The 15,035-nt window shown below is 65.3% G+C and carries 15 protein-coding genes; 9 read left to right on the top strand and 6 right to left on the bottom strand.

Annotation, left to right across the window (positions count from 1 at the left end):
* Positions 1 to 54 precede the first annotated feature (54 nt).
* The gene (locus IEW02_RS21285) at positions 55 to 918 is read left to right on the top strand and encodes an alpha/beta hydrolase (RefSeq protein ID WP_188546895.1); all 864 of its coding nucleotides are present in this window, start codon (positions 55 to 57) and stop codon (positions 916 to 918) included.
* A gap of 321 nt (positions 919 to 1,239) precedes the next feature.
* Here IEW02_RS21285 and IEW02_RS21280 read toward each other — a convergent pair whose 3' ends face one another.
* The gene (locus tag IEW02_RS21280) at positions 1,240 to 1,944 is read right to left on the bottom strand and encodes a phosphonatase-like hydrolase (RefSeq protein ID WP_188546894.1); all 705 of its coding nucleotides are present in this window, start codon (positions 1,942 to 1,944) and stop codon (positions 1,240 to 1,242) included.
* Complete coding sequence (locus IEW02_RS21275) at positions 1,941 to 2,684, bottom strand: GntR family transcriptional regulator (protein WP_188546893.1); 744 nt, start codon at positions 2,682 to 2,684, stop codon at positions 1,941 to 1,943. The genes IEW02_RS21280 and IEW02_RS21275 overlap by 4 nt, the downstream gene beginning before the upstream one ends.
* Positions 2,685 to 2,851: 167 nt before the next feature.
* Here IEW02_RS21275 and IEW02_RS21270 point away from each other — a divergent pair, with 167 nt between their 5' ends.
* The 6 genes from IEW02_RS21270 to IEW02_RS21245 are packed head-to-tail and all read left to right on the top strand — an operon-like array spanning position 2,852 to position 8,998.
* Positions 2,852 to 3,964: a TIGR03364 family FAD-dependent oxidoreductase gene (locus tag IEW02_RS21270; protein WP_229746208.1), complete on the top strand. Its 1,113-nt coding sequence runs from the start codon at positions 2,852 to 2,854 to the stop codon at positions 3,962 to 3,964.
* A 26-nt stretch (positions 3,965 to 3,990) separates the two neighbouring features.
* Entirely contained in the window at positions 3,991 to 4,911 is a 921-nt protein-coding gene (locus IEW02_RS21265; RefSeq protein ID WP_188546891.1) for a phosphate/phosphite/phosphonate ABC transporter substrate-binding protein, read from the top strand.
* Complete coding sequence (locus tag IEW02_RS21260; protein WP_188546890.1) at positions 4,908 to 5,708, top strand: phosphonate ABC transporter ATP-binding protein; 801 nt, start codon at positions 4,908 to 4,910, stop codon at positions 5,706 to 5,708. The genes IEW02_RS21265 and IEW02_RS21260 overlap by 4 nt, the downstream gene beginning before the upstream one ends.
* Positions 5,705 to 6,526: a phosphonate ABC transporter, permease protein PhnE gene (gene phnE / locus IEW02_RS21255; protein WP_188546889.1), complete on the top strand. Its 822-nt coding sequence runs from the start codon at positions 5,705 to 5,707 to the stop codon at positions 6,524 to 6,526. The genes IEW02_RS21260 and phnE overlap by 4 nt, the downstream gene beginning before the upstream one ends.
* Entirely contained in the window at positions 6,523 to 7,530 is a 1,008-nt protein-coding gene (locus IEW02_RS21250; RefSeq protein WP_188546888.1) for a zinc-binding dehydrogenase, read from the top strand. Before phnE ends, IEW02_RS21250 begins: the two co-directional genes overlap by 4 nt.
* 19 nt (positions 7,531 to 7,549) lie before the next feature.
* Positions 7,550 to 8,998, top strand: coding sequence for a protein adenylyltransferase SelO (locus IEW02_RS21245; RefSeq protein ID WP_188546887.1), 1,449 nt, complete (start codon positions 7,550 to 7,552; stop codon positions 8,996 to 8,998).
* A gap of 8 nt (positions 8,999 to 9,006) precedes the next feature.
* Here IEW02_RS21245 and IEW02_RS21240 read toward each other — a convergent pair whose 3' ends face one another.
* Genes IEW02_RS21240 through IEW02_RS21225 form a run of 4 tightly spaced genes read right to left on the bottom strand, consistent with a single transcriptional unit; the run spans position 9,007 to position 12,965 of the window.
* Complete coding sequence (locus IEW02_RS21240) at positions 9,007 to 9,666, bottom strand: GntR family transcriptional regulator (RefSeq protein ID WP_188546886.1); 660 nt, start codon at positions 9,664 to 9,666, stop codon at positions 9,007 to 9,009.
* Positions 9,667 to 9,709: 43 nt separating this feature from the next.
* Positions 9,710 to 10,699, bottom strand: coding sequence for a transketolase family protein (locus IEW02_RS21235; protein ID WP_188546885.1), 990 nt, complete (start codon positions 10,697 to 10,699; stop codon positions 9,710 to 9,712).
* Entirely contained in the window at positions 10,696 to 11,553 is an 858-nt protein-coding gene (locus IEW02_RS21230; RefSeq protein WP_188547025.1) for a transketolase, read from the bottom strand. Before IEW02_RS21230 ends, IEW02_RS21235 begins: the two co-directional genes overlap by 4 nt.
* Positions 11,554 to 11,609: 56 nt before the next feature.
* Positions 11,610 to 12,965: an MFS transporter gene (locus IEW02_RS21225; RefSeq protein ID WP_188546884.1), complete on the bottom strand. Its 1,356-nt coding sequence runs from the start codon at positions 12,963 to 12,965 to the stop codon at positions 11,610 to 11,612.
* 186 nt (positions 12,966 to 13,151) lie between these two features.
* On the opposite strand from IEW02_RS21225, the gene IEW02_RS21220 reads away from it, so the two are divergent.
* Both IEW02_RS21220 and IEW02_RS21215 read left to right on the top strand, forming a co-directional pair.
* Positions 13,152 to 13,922 (top strand): SDR family NAD(P)-dependent oxidoreductase, encoded by a 771-nt coding sequence (locus IEW02_RS21220; RefSeq protein WP_188546883.1) that lies wholly within the window; start codon positions 13,152 to 13,154, stop codon positions 13,920 to 13,922.
* 111 nt (positions 13,923 to 14,033) lie between these two features.
* Positions 14,034 to 15,032, top strand: coding sequence for a substrate-binding domain-containing protein (locus IEW02_RS21215; protein WP_188546882.1), 999 nt, complete (start codon positions 14,034 to 14,036; stop codon positions 15,030 to 15,032).
* Positions 15,033 to 15,035 lie beyond the last annotated feature (3 nt).

Below are 15,035 nucleotides of genomic sequence, written 5' to 3'. Positions count from 1 at the left end.
ACTACGATCGTAGTGCATCCTCTCACTACGATCGTAGTCGAGAACGGGGGCCGAGTGATCACTCGAGTTGAGACGCTGGTCGTGGACGGGATCGATGTGTCCGCGACGTTGACCTTGCCGGAAGCTGCTGGTGTGGCTCCGTTTCCGGCGGTGTTCACCGCACCCGGCTTCGCCGGGGTCAAAGAAATGCTCATTCCGGATTACAGCCGCGATCTCGCTGCGCTCGGTATCGCGTCCCTTGCGTTCGACTACCCGGGTTTCGGAGCAAGTGGTGGCGAGTTGCGCCAACACATCGACCTACCTCAGCAGCTGAGGACGTTCCATTCCGCACTGGAGCATCTCGTGCACCACCCGTGTATCGATCCGGAGCGAATTGGGGTGTGGGGCACGAGCATGTCGGGTGGGCACGCGCTGGCCGTCGCTGCCGCAGATGAGCGGGTCACGGCCGTCGCCGCGATCATCCCCTTCATCAGCCTGTCGCCGACCGGCAACCTCGGGCTTGCACCGGTCGTTGTGCGCGATGTGCTGAGGCGTGCCGCCGGTCGCCCCGGCCTCACCATTCCTGCTGCGGGACGACCGGGGGAGGTCGCAACCATGAACTCGGACGGGGCGTACGAATGGGCCGCGACGATGGCGGAGGGCGCGGACACCTACCGCAACGAGGTGACCGTCGCGTCGTTGCCGAAGATGTTGCGGTGGTCGACGCGCAAAGCTGCCTCCATGGTGCGTGTTCCGGTGCTCGCAATCCTTGCCGAATCCGACACCATCACCCCTCCGGCCAGGGTGCGCAAGGCGCTTGCACGGGTGAAAGACGTCGAGTACGTGTCGTTTCCCGAATCCCATTTCGAGCTGTTCACGGACCACGGTGATGCGGTGCGGGAGAAGACGGTCGAGTGGTTGGCTGACCGACTGCTGTGATGGCCGGTCCGTGTGAACTGCGGAGCAAACCGCGCGGTTTCGTGAAATGACACAACGCAGAAGCTGTCCATTCGCACTTCCATTCGGGATACAAAATAGCCGTCGTCACAACGGTGCGTCATCCCCTCTGGAAGGACTTACATGATCAACATTCTCCCTCTCACCAATTTCCTGAACTTCACCGACTTCTTCAATGTCTCGGCCATCGCCGAGATCCTGCGCAATCTGAACCTGGGATCCTGAATTGGTCTGACCGAGACCCGATGAGGGCGCGGCTCGATCAACGGCATGACCGAGCCGCGCGCCGTCAATGGTGACCAATTATTCGACGTTGCCGATCTCGGCCAGACTCGGCAGCAAATGCGTCAACGGCGTCTTCGCCAATTCTTCTTCACCGAACGACCCGCTCAGCACCCCGACGACGAATCCCGCGCCCGCATTGTGGCCGGCCAGAATGTCGTTCGGGGTGTCGCCGGCCACGAGCACGCGTCGTACGTCGATGATCCCCGTCGCTTCCATGGTCCTGAAGACGAGATACGGCGCAGGCCTGCTGGCAGGGACCATGTCGGACGTGACCAACGCGTCGACGGTGTCGCCGACAGCCCACCCCATCCCCTCGAGGATCGCGTCGGCGATGTCGGCCGAATACCCGGTCTGCAGAGCAACTTTGACGCCGTTGGCTCGCAGGTCGGCCAACGCTTCGGGCACGCCCGCAACGGGTTTCGGGGGATTGGTGCGGTAGGCCGTGATCAGGCGGCTGCGAAAATCCTCGAACACGCTCTCGACCGACACGTCGTCGGCATCGAGACCGTGCAACAGCCCGGCGATGGCTTCCTTCTTGCTCGTCCCTTTCCACTGTGACAGCAGAACGTCGGGAAGTGGGCGCCCCGCGGCGTCGACGACCGTGGCAGCCAGCACCTCGTACACCAAGCCTCCCTCGTCGACTGTCGTGCCGGCCATGTCGAGGCTGACGAGGTCGAATGGGCGGGTAGGCCGGAGGCCGGTCGAATTCGGGCGCGTGCTCATGAAATCTCCTTGACGATGCGTAGGTCGTGGGTCGACTGGGTGTTGTCGATGGTGAAGGTGACGCGATCGGGCCGGTACCGGTCGTCGGCGTACTCGAGCGGTGTGCCCGAACTGTCGGTGGCTCGGCGTCTTTCGCGTAGCAGTGCGGCGCCGGGGTCGACGTCCAGTGCTGCGGCATCGGCATCGGAGGCGAGCACCGCGTCGATGGTGTGGCGGCCACCGTGCAGGTCGATACCTTGCTCGATGAGGTAGGCGTATATCGACCCCGAGTCGGGATCGAAGTCGAACAGTTTTCGGCCGACGGACTCGACGAAACTCGACCGTTCCAACAACGCCGGTGACCCGTCGAGAGTGCGCAGACGTAGGACGTCGACGACCGTGGTGCCGGGGTCGAGGCCCAGTGCGGTGGCCGCAACCGAACTCGCCGCACGCCGAGCCACCTCGAGGGTCCGTTGGCCGGGGGCGCGGCCGATCGACTGGGCCCAGGCGGTGAACGACATGAACGTCTCGAACGGTTGCGCGACCGCCGGCGCGCACACGGTCGGCGGACGGCCACGCCCACCGGCGATCAGCCCCTCGTTGCGCAAGGTGCCCAGCGCTGCGCGCACGGTGCCGCGCGACGCCTCGAACCGTTCGCACAGTGCGGATTCCGACGGGACGGGCGATCCGACGGCCAGCACACCGTCGGCGATCTCGGTGCGCAGTGCGTCGGCGACGCGACTGTGAAGCGGGAGAGACATCGAAGTGAAGACTCCTACCTGACTGAACAACTGGACCGGTCGGAGGTAACTATGCCAAGAATCCCAGAAAATGTCCTGCTCGGACCAGGTGAACTCTCGGTAAACATGTACAGACAAGTTGCGTTCAGCGGTTGACGGAGGCGTGGCGACCGTCGATGGTTGTCGTCGTGACCAACACCCTTCCCGCCATCGACGACGCGGACCTCGTGATCGTGGGCGCCGGCATCGTCGGACTGGCCCACGCGGTCGACGCGCTCCTGCGCGGCCTCTCCGTGACGGTTGTCGAGCGTGACGATCGCGCCGTCGGCGCCTCGATCCGCAACTTCGGACACGTCTGCACCACAGCACAATCCGGCCTCGGACTCACCTTCGCTCTTGCCGCCCGCGAGCGGTGGTTGACGGTGGGGAGCAAAGCCGGCTTCGACGTGTCCGAGTGCGGAACGCTCGTGATCGCCCGCGCTGCAGACGAAGCCGCGGTCCTCGAGGAGTTCGCAGCCGAGCGTGGGCCGAACCAGGTTGTTCTCGACGTTCCGTCCGGAGGTGTGGAGGCGATGACCGCCGCGCACTTCCCGATGGACCTTCGGGTCGATCCCCGCGTGGCCGTGCCGGCGATCACCGAATGGTTGGAGTCCGAAGGCGTTACCTTCGTCTTCGGAGCCAACGTCGTTGCAATCGAGTCCGATTCGACGATGCCTGTCGTGGTCACGTCGAGAGGCCGTATTCGCGGACAGCGAGTGGTGCACGCGGTCGGTCACGATGTCGACCGGTTGTTCCCCGACGTTGCCGAGCAATGGAACGTCGAGCGGTGCCGACTCCAGATGCTCGAGGTCGCACCGCCGAACGGGATGGTGATCGACCCCGCCGTCCTGACCGGACTGTCGATCCTGCGCTACAGCGGGTTGTCGGCGATGCCGTCGGCCGGTGCGGTGCGCGCCCGCATCGCCGACGAAGCTCCCGAATTGCTCGACGTCGTCATGAATCTCATGCTCACTCAACGCCCCGACGGCGCACTCGTTCTCGGCGACACGCACCACTACGCGCGCACCCATACCCCGTTCGACGACGAACGGAACGCAGACCTGCTTCTCCGCGAAGGGGCCCGCTTGCTGGGTGCCCCCCTGACCGTGCTGCGCCGGTGGCGAGGAATCTACGCCACCAGCCCGCACACCGAATTCCTCACCGCCAGTCCCGCCCCGAACGTTCAGGTGGTTTCCGTGACCTCGGGAATCGGCATGACAACCGCGTTCGGTCTCGCCCCGCACGTTCTCGACTCGTTCTGACAAACGTCTACTTCAGGAGCACCCACATGCGTAAGTCCCGTTCTGCTGCAGCGATTTTTGCTGCCCTAGCCTGCGTCACCGCTCTCACCGCATGCGGTGGTGGCGACGACTCCACGGCCGCCGCCGAGTCACCGACCTGCCCCGGTGGCAAGATTCGGTTCGGCGTCGAACCCTTCGAAGACCCGGCCAAGCTCACTCCTGCTTTTCAGGTCATCGGCGAAGGTCTGTCCCAGAAGCTGAACTGCCCGGTCGAGGTCACCGTCGTCGACAGCTACTCCGCCGAGGTTCTCGCGATGAAGAACGGCCAACTCGAACTCGGCTCCTTCGGCCCGTTGGGGTACGTGTTCGCGAGCCAGGAAGCCAACGCGCAAGCAGTGGCGTCGTTCGGTCTCGCCGACGGATCGCTGTCGAGCTACACGGCGGGCGTCTGGGTTCCGAACGACTCGGACATCAGGTCCATGTCCGATCTGCGCGGCCGAACGCTCGCGCTGTCCGAGCCCGGCTCCACCTCCGGAGACGGACTGCCGCGCATGGCCATTCGTGACGACGGCATGCAGGACTCCGATGTCCAGATCACCTACGCGGGCGGGCATCCCGAAGCACTGCTGGCATTGGCCAACGGCAAAGTCGATGCAGCCGAGATCAATTCGCAGCAGTTGGCGACGTCGACCGGCGAAGGCCAGTTCGACACGTCCAAGTTCCGGCAGGTCTGGACCTCCGACCCCATCCCCAACGACCCCATCACCGTCGCCGGGGGCACGAGTCCCGAGTTCCAGCGGGCAGTCGCAGACGCACTGGTGGATCTGCCGGCCGACACCGTCGCCCAAGCGGGCGCATTGCTCGACGTGGACCCGCCCGGACAGCTCGTCAAGGTGAACAAGGACACGTACCAGCCGCTGTTCGACCTCGCGACGTCGCTCGGTCTGACCATCAAGGACGCGGAATGACCGTCACGCCGGCCGTGAAAGCGCCTCCGCGGACGCCCATCCCGGCAACAGGTCCGGGAACCGTGCCGGCGCTGTCCATAAGTGGCCTCCGCACGTCGTTCGGCGACCGCACGGTCCTGCACGACGTCGACCTCGACGTGCACGCCGGCGAAGTAGTGGGGATCCTCGGATCCAACGGGTCCGGCAAATCGACCATGCTCCGCTGCGTCGTCGGGTTGACCCCCGTCGACGCCGGCACGATCACCGTCACGGGTGGGCCGAAAGAAGGACACGTCAGCAAGGCGTCCATGGTCTTTCAGCAGATTCACCTCGTCGGACGTCGGTCGGTTCTCGACAACGTCTGTGCCGGTGCGCTGGGCAGATTGTCCCTCCGTCAGTCCTGGTCGACGCTTGCGTTCGGTCGTGAGCTGCGCGAAGAAGCGATGGGGTGCCTCGACCGAGTCGGCCTCGCGGACCGTGCGCACGACCGCGCGGATCGCCTCTCCGGAGGCCAGCAGCAACGCGTCGCGATCGCACGGGCACTGTGCCAACGTGCGCCGGTCCTGCTTGCGGACGAACCGGTCTCGGCGCTCGATCCGGCCTCTGCGGTGACGGTGATGGAGTTGCTCCAGTCGCTGGCGTCCGACGGTATCGCCGTCGCGGCCGTCCTGCATCAGCCCGATCTGGCGCGTCGCCACTGCCACCGCATCGTCGGATTGGAACAGGGCCGAATCACATTCTCCTGCGCGGCCTTCGATTTGGACGACGACACCGTCACCGCACTCTACAAACCAGCACCACTGGATGGATCGCTATGACCACACTTGCGGTTCGCCGCCTCGCCGTACCTCCGCGTCCCCGTCGTCGGACAGGCCTGATCGCTGCCGCCGTCATCGTCGCGGCTCTGATCGCACTTCACTGGTGGGCCGTGCGAGAAACCGACGTGTCGGTGACCGCGCTCGTCAGTGGGTGGAGCGGTATCGTCGACTTCCTCGAATCTGCTGTGCCACCCGACTTCACGTGGGCCACGGTGGTGAAGCCGGGCATCGAAGCGTGTCTGGTGACGCTGGCGATCGGGTTGGTCGGAACCACCTTCTCCATTCCGTTCTCGATCCTGTTGGCCGTCCTCGGGGCCCGCACCACGAGCCGCAACTCGTTCGTGTATCAGGCGTCTCGCGGGATCATGTCGTTCCTGCGGGCTGTTCCGGACATCGTGTTCGCGCTGATCTTCGTCACCGCAGTGGGTTTGGGACCCTTCGCCGGTGTTCTGGCGATCATCCTGCACAACACCGGTGTGATGGCGAAGCTGTGGTCGGAGGCGATGGAAGAGATCGACAGTGGTCCCAGCGATGCGCTTCGCGTTGCCGGCGCCTCCAGCGCACAGGTCGCTGCGCACGTGGTGTTGCCGACCGTCGTGCCCACGTTCGTCGGCTTGCTGCTCTACCGGCTCGATGTGAACGTGCGGTCCTCGCTCGTGCTGGGTCTCGTCGGCGCGGGTGGCATCGGGTTCCTCATCAACCAGTCCATCTCGCTGTTCCGGTTCGACGAGATGATGACCTACATCCTCATGGTGCTCGTCCTGGTGGTGGCGGTCGACCTGCTCAGCGGTGCCGTCCGCAAGCGTCTGGCTGTATGACCCCCACCGCCGCAGTGTGGTCCGGTCACGGATTCTCGATACGAGAAATGCCGTGGCCGGACCTCGCGGAGGGAGAGGTACTGGTCGAGGTCGAGATGTCGACGGTCTGCGGCAGCGACCTACACACCGTCGGCGGTCACCGCTCCACCCCGGTGCCCACGATCCTGGGCCACGAAAGCGTCGGGCGGGTAGTGCAATCGAACGGACAGGCCACCGTCGGTGACAGAGTCGTCTGGACCGTCGGAACCTCGTGCGGCGCGTGTCGACGATGCCTCCGGGGCATTCCGCAGAAGTGTCTTCACGTCCGAAAATACGGACACGAGGCCATGACCGACGAGTGGTCGTTGAACGGGGGCTTCGCCTCGCACGTTCATCTCCTGAACGGCACCGGAATCGTGGCGGTTCCGGAGCACCTACCGGCCGGCCTCCTTGCGCCGGCCGGCTGCGCGACGGCGACGATCACCTGCGCGGCACGTCGCGTGAATCTCGACGCCGGCGACGCGGTCGTCGTGCTCGGATGCGGGATGCTGGGCCTCACGGCCGTCGCCTATGCCCGCGATAGAGGAGCCGCCTCCGTTCTCGCGTGCGACCCCGACCCCGCCCGAAGACGGCAGGCGATGGCTCTGGGCGCGGACGCCGCGTGCTCACCGGACGAGTTGACAACGACGACAGCAACATTCGGCGTCGACGTCGTCTTCGAGGTGTCGGGACAGTCGTCCTCGGTCTCGGCGGCCCTCGCCATCGTCGAGCTCGGTGGCCGAATAGCTCTGGTGGGATCGGTCTTTCCCGGGCCCTCGGTCGACGTGAACCCGGAGCGCATCGTCCGCGATCTCGTCACCGTCGTCGGCAGCCACAACTACGCGCTGCCCGATCTTGTCGAGGCCGTCGACTTTCTGGGCCGGACCGCGGCGCTCTCGAGTGTGGTCGGTCCACCGCGGCCCCTTCGCGACATCGAGGCGACGTTCTCGGGCGAGGGCTATCCGCGATCGGCGCTGGTCCCGTGATTCGTGGTAATCCTGGACTATGACGGAACTGGCCTTCGAGAACACGATGATCACCGCACTCGACGGTCTCACCGTGCCGTGGCAGGGTGCGCCCGCGCCGGCGCCGCGAGTGCTCGTGTCCAACGATGCACTGGCCCAGACGCTCGGTCTCGACCCGGCGGCGCTGCGAAGCGACGACGGCGCGGCGATACTGTCGGGGGCGCACGCTCCCGCAGGTTCCACGCCGGTGGCGATGGCGTACTCGGGCCATCAGTTCGGCGGCTTTGTCCCGTTGCTCGGAGACGGACGTGCCCTGCTGCTCGGTGAGCTGCGCGGCGACGACGGCGCTCTCGTCGACCTGCACCTGAAGGGATCCGGACCGACGCCGTTCTCGCGCGGCGGTGACGGCCGTGCGGTAGTCGGACCGATGCTGCGGGAGTACCTGATCAGCGAGGCGATGTACGCGCTCGGCATCCCCACGACGCGCGCGTTGGCCGTCGCCCTGACTGGGGAGGACGTGCTGCGGGAGGGGCCGCAGCCAGGCGCCGTCCTGGCCCGCATCGCGTCCAGTCACCTACGGGTCGGTACCTTCGAATTCGCCTCACGCCGTGAGGGACTGGTGCAGCCATTGGCCGATTACGCGATCTCGCGTCACTATCCGCACCTGTCGGACCTTCCGAACGACGAGAAATATCTGGCGTTCTTCGAGGCTGTCGTCGAGGCGCAGGCGTCGCTCGTCGCGCGCTGGATGCTGGTCGGCTTCGTACACGGCGTGATGAACACCGACAACACGACGATCTCCGGCGAGACCATCGACTACGGTCCGTGCGCATTCCTGGACTCCTACGATCCCGCTGCGGTGTTCAGCTCCATCGATCACGGTGGCCGTTACGCCTACGGGAATCAGCCGGCGATTCTCGGCTGGAATTTAGCCCGTTTCGGGGAAACGCTTCTGCCGCTGGTGAGTTCGGTTCCGGACGATGCGATCACGGCGCTGACGAAGGTGCTCGACGGCTACGGTGCCCGGTATCGCCGCCACTACATGACGGGAATGGCCGCCAAGTTGGGCCTGAGCGGGGTCGACCAGGCCCTTGTCGACGACTTACTCACGCTGCTTCGTGATCATCGCGCCGACTGGACCCTGACCTTCCGCGCGCTCGCAGATCATCTGCGCGGTGACTTCGGCCCGCTGGAGTCGATCCTTCCGCGTGACGCCGTCGAACCGTGGCTGGCTCGGTGGCTCGCCGCGACCGGAGACGACCCGGTGGCCGTCGCCGATGCGATGGACCAGGTCAACCCGCTGTACATTCCGCGGAACCACCAGGTGGACGCGGCGCTGACGGCGGCGACGTTGGGGGATCTCGATCCGTTCGAGCGTCTCCTCGACGCGGTCACCCATCCCTTCGACCGCTCCGAAGAATGGGCGCACTATGCCGAACCGGCGCCGCGGGGGTTTCTGGACGGATTCCAGACGTTCTGCGGGACGTAGTCGCGCCGCTATCCCACCAGATTGCTTGCTGCCCAATGCATGTGCGCCCGCACGGAGTCCGCAGCGGCGACAGGATCACCGGTATCGATCGCGTCGACCATCTCGAGGTGTCGGTCCACGTCCATGTTGCCGACCGCCTGTCCGCGGCCGGCGTACATGATCGACATGCGGATCGACCCCTCGAGATTGGTCCACGAGTGGAGCAGGGTGTCGTTCTGCGCCGACACGCAGAGCAGTCGGTGGAAGTCGAGATCGGCTTCGATGCGGTCGTCGAGGGTGTCGGTCCGGCGGGCCTTACCCATGCGCGCGAGAACGTCTCGTAGCGCCGCGGTCACCGTCGCCCTGTCCGCGTTGGTCGCGACGACCGACGCGGCCAGGGCCTCGAGTGCGGCGCGAACGGCGAAGATGTCGTGGATTTCCTTGGTGTCCAGGTGTCGGACGAACAACCGACCCCGGGCGCCGGTGACCACGAGACCCTCCTGCTGCAGCTGTCGCAGTGCCTCGCGGAGGGTCCCCCGGCTGATCTGAAGTCGTTCGGACAGTTCGGTTTCGACGAGCGCGCTGCGAGGGTGCAGTTCTCCGCTGGTGATGGCCGTGCGGAGGGCGGTGACTGCTTGCTGACGGAGGTTCGTCTTCTGCAGTCCGAGGAGTGCGCCGGGTTGGGCCATCGTGAAACCGCTCTCTGTCGACCGCTGCCTGTCGACAGTCAGCCTACAGCTCGGCCATGATCCGGGCCTCGACGCTCGTGGTGGACAGGCCGTAGCGATCGTGGAGGGTCGGTAGGGCGCCGGCGGCGAGGAACTCGTCCGGAAGCGAGATGGCACCGATCCTCTTGCCGAGGCCCCGTTCGACGACCGCCGAGGCCACCGTCTCGAAGAGTCCGCCGATTTTCGTGTGGTTCTCACACGTGAACGCCAGTCGCGGCGTATCGAGTTCGGCGAGAACCGTCTCGGCGTCGAACGGCTTGATCGTAGGTGTGTGAACCACGGCGACGTCGATGTTGTGCTTCTCGAGGTTCGACGCGGCTTGCAGTGCACGCATCGTCATCAGGCCGCTCGACACCAGGACGACGTCGTTTCCCGGCCTGATCACTTTCGCTTTGCCGAGCTCGAAGGTGTAGTCGTACTCGTCCAGCACGGTGGCGACCTTGCCGCGTAGCAGGCGCAGGTAGGTCGGACCGTCCGACGCGGCGAGCTGCGGGACCGCCTGCTCGATGTCGACCGAATCGCACGGGTCCACGATGGTCAGGTTCGGCATGCCGCGGAAGATCGCCATGTCTTCCGTGGCTTGATGGCTGGGTCCGTAACCCGTTGTGAGCCCCGGCAATCCACCGACGATGTTCACGTTGAGCATCGGCTCCGCGGCGTCGAGGCACAGGAAGTCGTACGCTCGGCGAGCGGCGAACACCGAGTACGTCGACGCGAACGGGATCAGCCCGGTCTCGGCCATCCCTGCCGCGGCGCCGAACAGCAGCTGTTCTGCCATGCCCATCTGGAAGAAGCGCTCCGGGAAGGCCTGCGCGAAGATGTGCATGTCGGTGTACTTGGACAGATCGGCGCTGAGCCCGACGATCTTGTCGTTCTCTCGAGCTGCAGTCACCAGCGCGTTGCCGAACGGTGCGGTCACCGTTCGCTGACCGGGATCGACGAACGACGCGATCATCGCCGAGGTCTTGAGCTTGGGTGCGGTCGTGGTGGTCATGCTTGGACCTCGTTTTCCTGCAGGTAGGTCGGGTCGAGAACTCGGTCGGCATCGGACGGCGTGCCGAATCGCTCGGTCAGTTGACGACGGCAGATCGCCCATTCGTCTTCGTCGATTCGCATGAAGTGCGCCTTTTCTCGTGTCTCGAGAAGTGGGACGCCGAATCCGACTTTCGTGTCGCAGATGACGATCGACGGGTTTCCGACGGGAGCTGCTGCGGCACAGGCAGAGTCGAACGCATCGGACAATTGGACAGGATCGTTGCCGTCGACGCGGTAGACGTTCCAGCCCATGGCCGCCCACTTCTCGTGGACGGGTTCGATGCCCAGCACGCCGGCGGTGGGTCCGTCGGCCTGCAGCGCGTTCATGTCCACCATGGCAATCAGGTTCCCCAGACGGTGGTGGTGCGCGCCCATGGCCGCCTCCCACGTCGAACCTTCGTCGAGCTCACCGTCGGACAGGAAGTTGAACACCCGCGACGCCGAATTCTGCAGGCGCAGACCGAGTGCCATGCCGACGGCGACGGTGAGGCCGTGTCCGAGCGAGCCGCCGGAGATCTCCATACCCGGTGTGTACGTCGCCATTCCGGACATCGGAAGCCGGGATTCGTCGGACCCGTAAGTCTCGAGTTCGGAGATCGGGACTATGCCGGCTTCGGCAAGTGCGGCGTAGATCCCGATGGCGTAGTGGCCGGTGGAGAGCAGGAACCGGTCTCGTTCCGGCCAGTGCGGATCGTCGGCCCGGTAGTTCAACCGCTCCGCGTACACGGCGGCGAAGATGTCCGCGGCGCCGAGTGCCTGGCCGACGTATCCCTGGCCCTGCGCTTCGCCCATGTCGATGACGTGATGGCGCATGCGATAGGCGAATTTGGTTGCCTTCTCGATGCTGGTCGTTTTCTCGATCGTGCTTGTCACAGCAGTTCCTTCTGGCGGGTAGGGGCGGTGGTCGGCTCGGGGGTGGTGCGTTCGGCCTCGGCAGCGAGACGCCGTTCGGTCGATCCCCAGGTCTCCTTGGTGGCGATGGCCGACGCAAGTCCGATGAGCGCGTAGGCGATGAACAGCAGGGCCGGTCCGAGCCATCCGAGCCAGACGAACAGCAAGGTGGTGATGAACGGGGTGAAGCCGGAGACCATGGCCGAGATCTGGTACGCGAGTGAGGCTCCCGAGGCGCGGCGGGACGCGGTGAACAGCTCGGGGAACCACGCACCCTGGGCGCCGGCGAGTGCGTTCTGGCACACGGCGTAGGCGAGGACGATGGTGGCGATGACGAAGAAGAAGACTCCGGTGTTGACGATGAGGAACATGGGAATGCCGAACAGCGCGGCGAACGTGCAGACACCGATGTAGAGAGGTCGTCGTCCGATCTTGTCGGTCAGCGCTGCCCACCCCATTGTGGCGAAGATGCCGATTCCGGAAGCGATGCACAGCGCCGTGATGGTTTCCGACGTCGAGGCGAGCTCCTGGGTGTGGAGGTAGGAGATCATGTACGTGACCGACACGGCGTATCCGGCCGTTTCGGCGACGCGAAGTCCGATGCCGCGCAGAATGTTCGGCCAGTCCTGCTTGATGGACTCGATGATGGGCGACTTGGTGACGCCCGCTTCCTTGACGTCGTCGAAGACGGGGCTCTCGGGAACCTTGGACCTGATGACCAGGCCGACCATCACGAGAACGATGCTGAACAGGAAGGGAACTCGCCACGCCCAGTCGCCGCCCAGGTGCACGCTGCCGAGGAAGACGAGGTTCGCGAGGAGGAGGCCGACCGGGAATCCGGCCTGCACGATGCCGGTGAACTTGCCTTTCTTGCGCCAGGGTGCGTGTTCGTAACTCATGAGGATCGCGCCACCCCATTCGGCGCCGAACGCGAGGCCCTGAACGATGCGCACGATGACGAGAAGGATGGGTGCGATCACGCCGGCCTGGGCGTAGGTGGGCAGCAGACCGATGGCGAACGTCGCGATGCCCATCAGGATCAGCGATCCGACCAGGACCGGTTTGCGGCCCACCTTGTCCCCGAGGTGGCCACCCACGATTCCGCCGAGGGGCCGGGCGGCGAACCCGACTCCGAGTGTTGCGAAGGACGCGAGAGTTCCTGTGACGGAACTGGTGCCGGGGAAGAACGCGGTACCGAAGTACAGCGCGGCGGCGGTGGCGAAGCCGATGAAGTCGTACGTTTCGATCACGGCGCCGATCGACGATCCGACGGCGACGCGTTTGGCGTCCTTGGTGCCGTGGACCGGGCCACGCATGTCGAGAGCTGTGCTCATGGGAAACCGTCCTGAAGAGGTAGTGGTTATCAAACTCGTCCGAGTGACCGTCGACTGTCAACGAATCGAGTGTGACCTACTGCACTGCCACTGTCAACAGTCAACCGGCAACGGTTGACTGATGACTGAGTTCGGCTCTAGTGTGGGCCGCATCACGTACGCCACGGACCACGAGGAGTCATTGCCATGAGCACACAGAGGACAGCAGTCGTCACGGGAGCCACCTCCGAGAAGGGGATCGGCCGCGCGACAGCCGAGCGTTATGCCGAGGACGGGTGGGCCGTGGTGATACTCGACCTCGACGGCGAGACCTCGGCCAAGGTCGCCGCCGAAATCGGCGGAACGTACAACGTGCCCGCCTTCGGACACGCGATCGACGTGTCCGACGAAGCGTCCGTCCTCGCTGCGCACGCAGCCACGCGGGCCGAAATCGATTCGGGCGCATTACCTCCCGTCGGCGCACTCGCCAACATCGCCGGAATCACCTCACCCGTTCCGTTCCTCGAGACGACGCTCGAACTCTGGAACAAGGTGTTCGCCGTGAACGCCACCGGCACCTATCTCGTCACGAAGGCATTCCTTCCCGACATGATCGCCGAGGGGTGGGGCCGCATCGTCACCATGTCGTCGGTCTCCGCCCAACGCGGCGGCGGGGTGTTCGGCAAGGTTCCCTACTCGTCGGCGAAGGCAGCGGTACTGGGATTCACCAAGGCGTTGGCGCGCGAGCTCGAGGACACCGGCGTGACCATCAACGCGGTCACCCCCGGCGCGGTGGACACGAACATCCGTGTCGGAAGCACGGACGATCAGGAGAAGGCCATTGCGCAGGGGATCCCCCTGGGACGCACGGCGACGACACGCGAGATCGCGTCGGTCATCACCTTTCTGTCCTCCGAGGACGCCGCATACCTGACCGGCACCACGATCGACATCAACGGCGGCAGTCACATGCATTAAGAATTTCCTGAGAAGACGCCCGCGAAACCGTATGCGCAACCGCTTGCGTGTGATTAAGCTCTCGAAATCACGCGGCGCGGTCGGCGCCGCATCGGGGACAAGGGAGTCCACATGTTCGTATCTCGCAGCCGGAGCACGCTCACGGTCGGGACGGTCCTCATGGCCGGCTCGTTGGTTCTCGGGCTCACCGCGTGCGGTGGGTCCGATTCCGACAGCGTCAAGGTCGGGTTGATCACCAAGACCGACTCGAACCCCTATTTCGTGAAGCTGCGCGAGGCCGCTCAAGCCCAGGCCGACAAGAGCGGCGCCGAACTCGTCGCCCTCGCGGGTGCCTTCGACGGCGACAACGAGGGCCAGGTCTCGGCCATCGAGAACATGGTGGGCCAGGGCGTCAAGGGCATCCTGATCACCCCCAACTCCTCCACCGGCGTACTCGACGCCATCAAGAACGCACGCGACGCCGGCGTCGTCGTCATCGCCCTCGACACGGCCACCGACCCCGAGGATGCAGTCGACGCCACCTTCGCCACCGACAACAAGGCGGCCGGTGTCAGCCAGGGAACCTGGGTCAAGGCAGCCCTCGGAACCACGACACCGCAGGTCATCATGCTCGACGGAACCGCAGGTGGAACCGTCGACACCTTCCGTCACGACGGATTCCTCGAGGGTATGGGCCTCACCAACGACTCGCCGGAAATCGTCGGCCAGGAAAACACCAACGGCGACCAGACCAAGGCGCAGACCGCGATGGAGAACCTCATCCAGCGCGCACCTCAGACCAACGCGCTCTACACCATCAACGAGCCGGCAGCGGCAGGCGGCTACCAGGCCATTCAGTCCGCGGGCAAGGCTGCTCAGGTCACCATCGGCTCCATCGACGGCAGCTGCACGGGTGTCGCGGACGTCAAGGCCGGCAAGATCGGGGCGACCGTGATGCAGTTCCCGGCCAAGATGGCCGAGCAGGGCGTCGACGCCGTGGTGAAGTTCGCACAGGACGGAACCAAGCCGAGTGGGTTCAACGACACCGGCTCGCAGCTCGTCACGGACAAGCCGGTCGCCGGGCTCGAGTCGCAGGACACCGCCTGGGGCGAACAGAACTGCTGGGGCTGATTC

Source organism: Rhodococcoides trifolii, assembly GCF_014635345.1.
GTDB classification, from domain to species: Bacteria; Actinomycetota; Actinomycetes; order Mycobacteriales; family Mycobacteriaceae; genus Rhodococcoides; species Rhodococcoides trifolii.
Note: the sequence above shows the minus strand (reverse complement) of the source record. Positions and strands in the feature narration are given on the sequence as shown.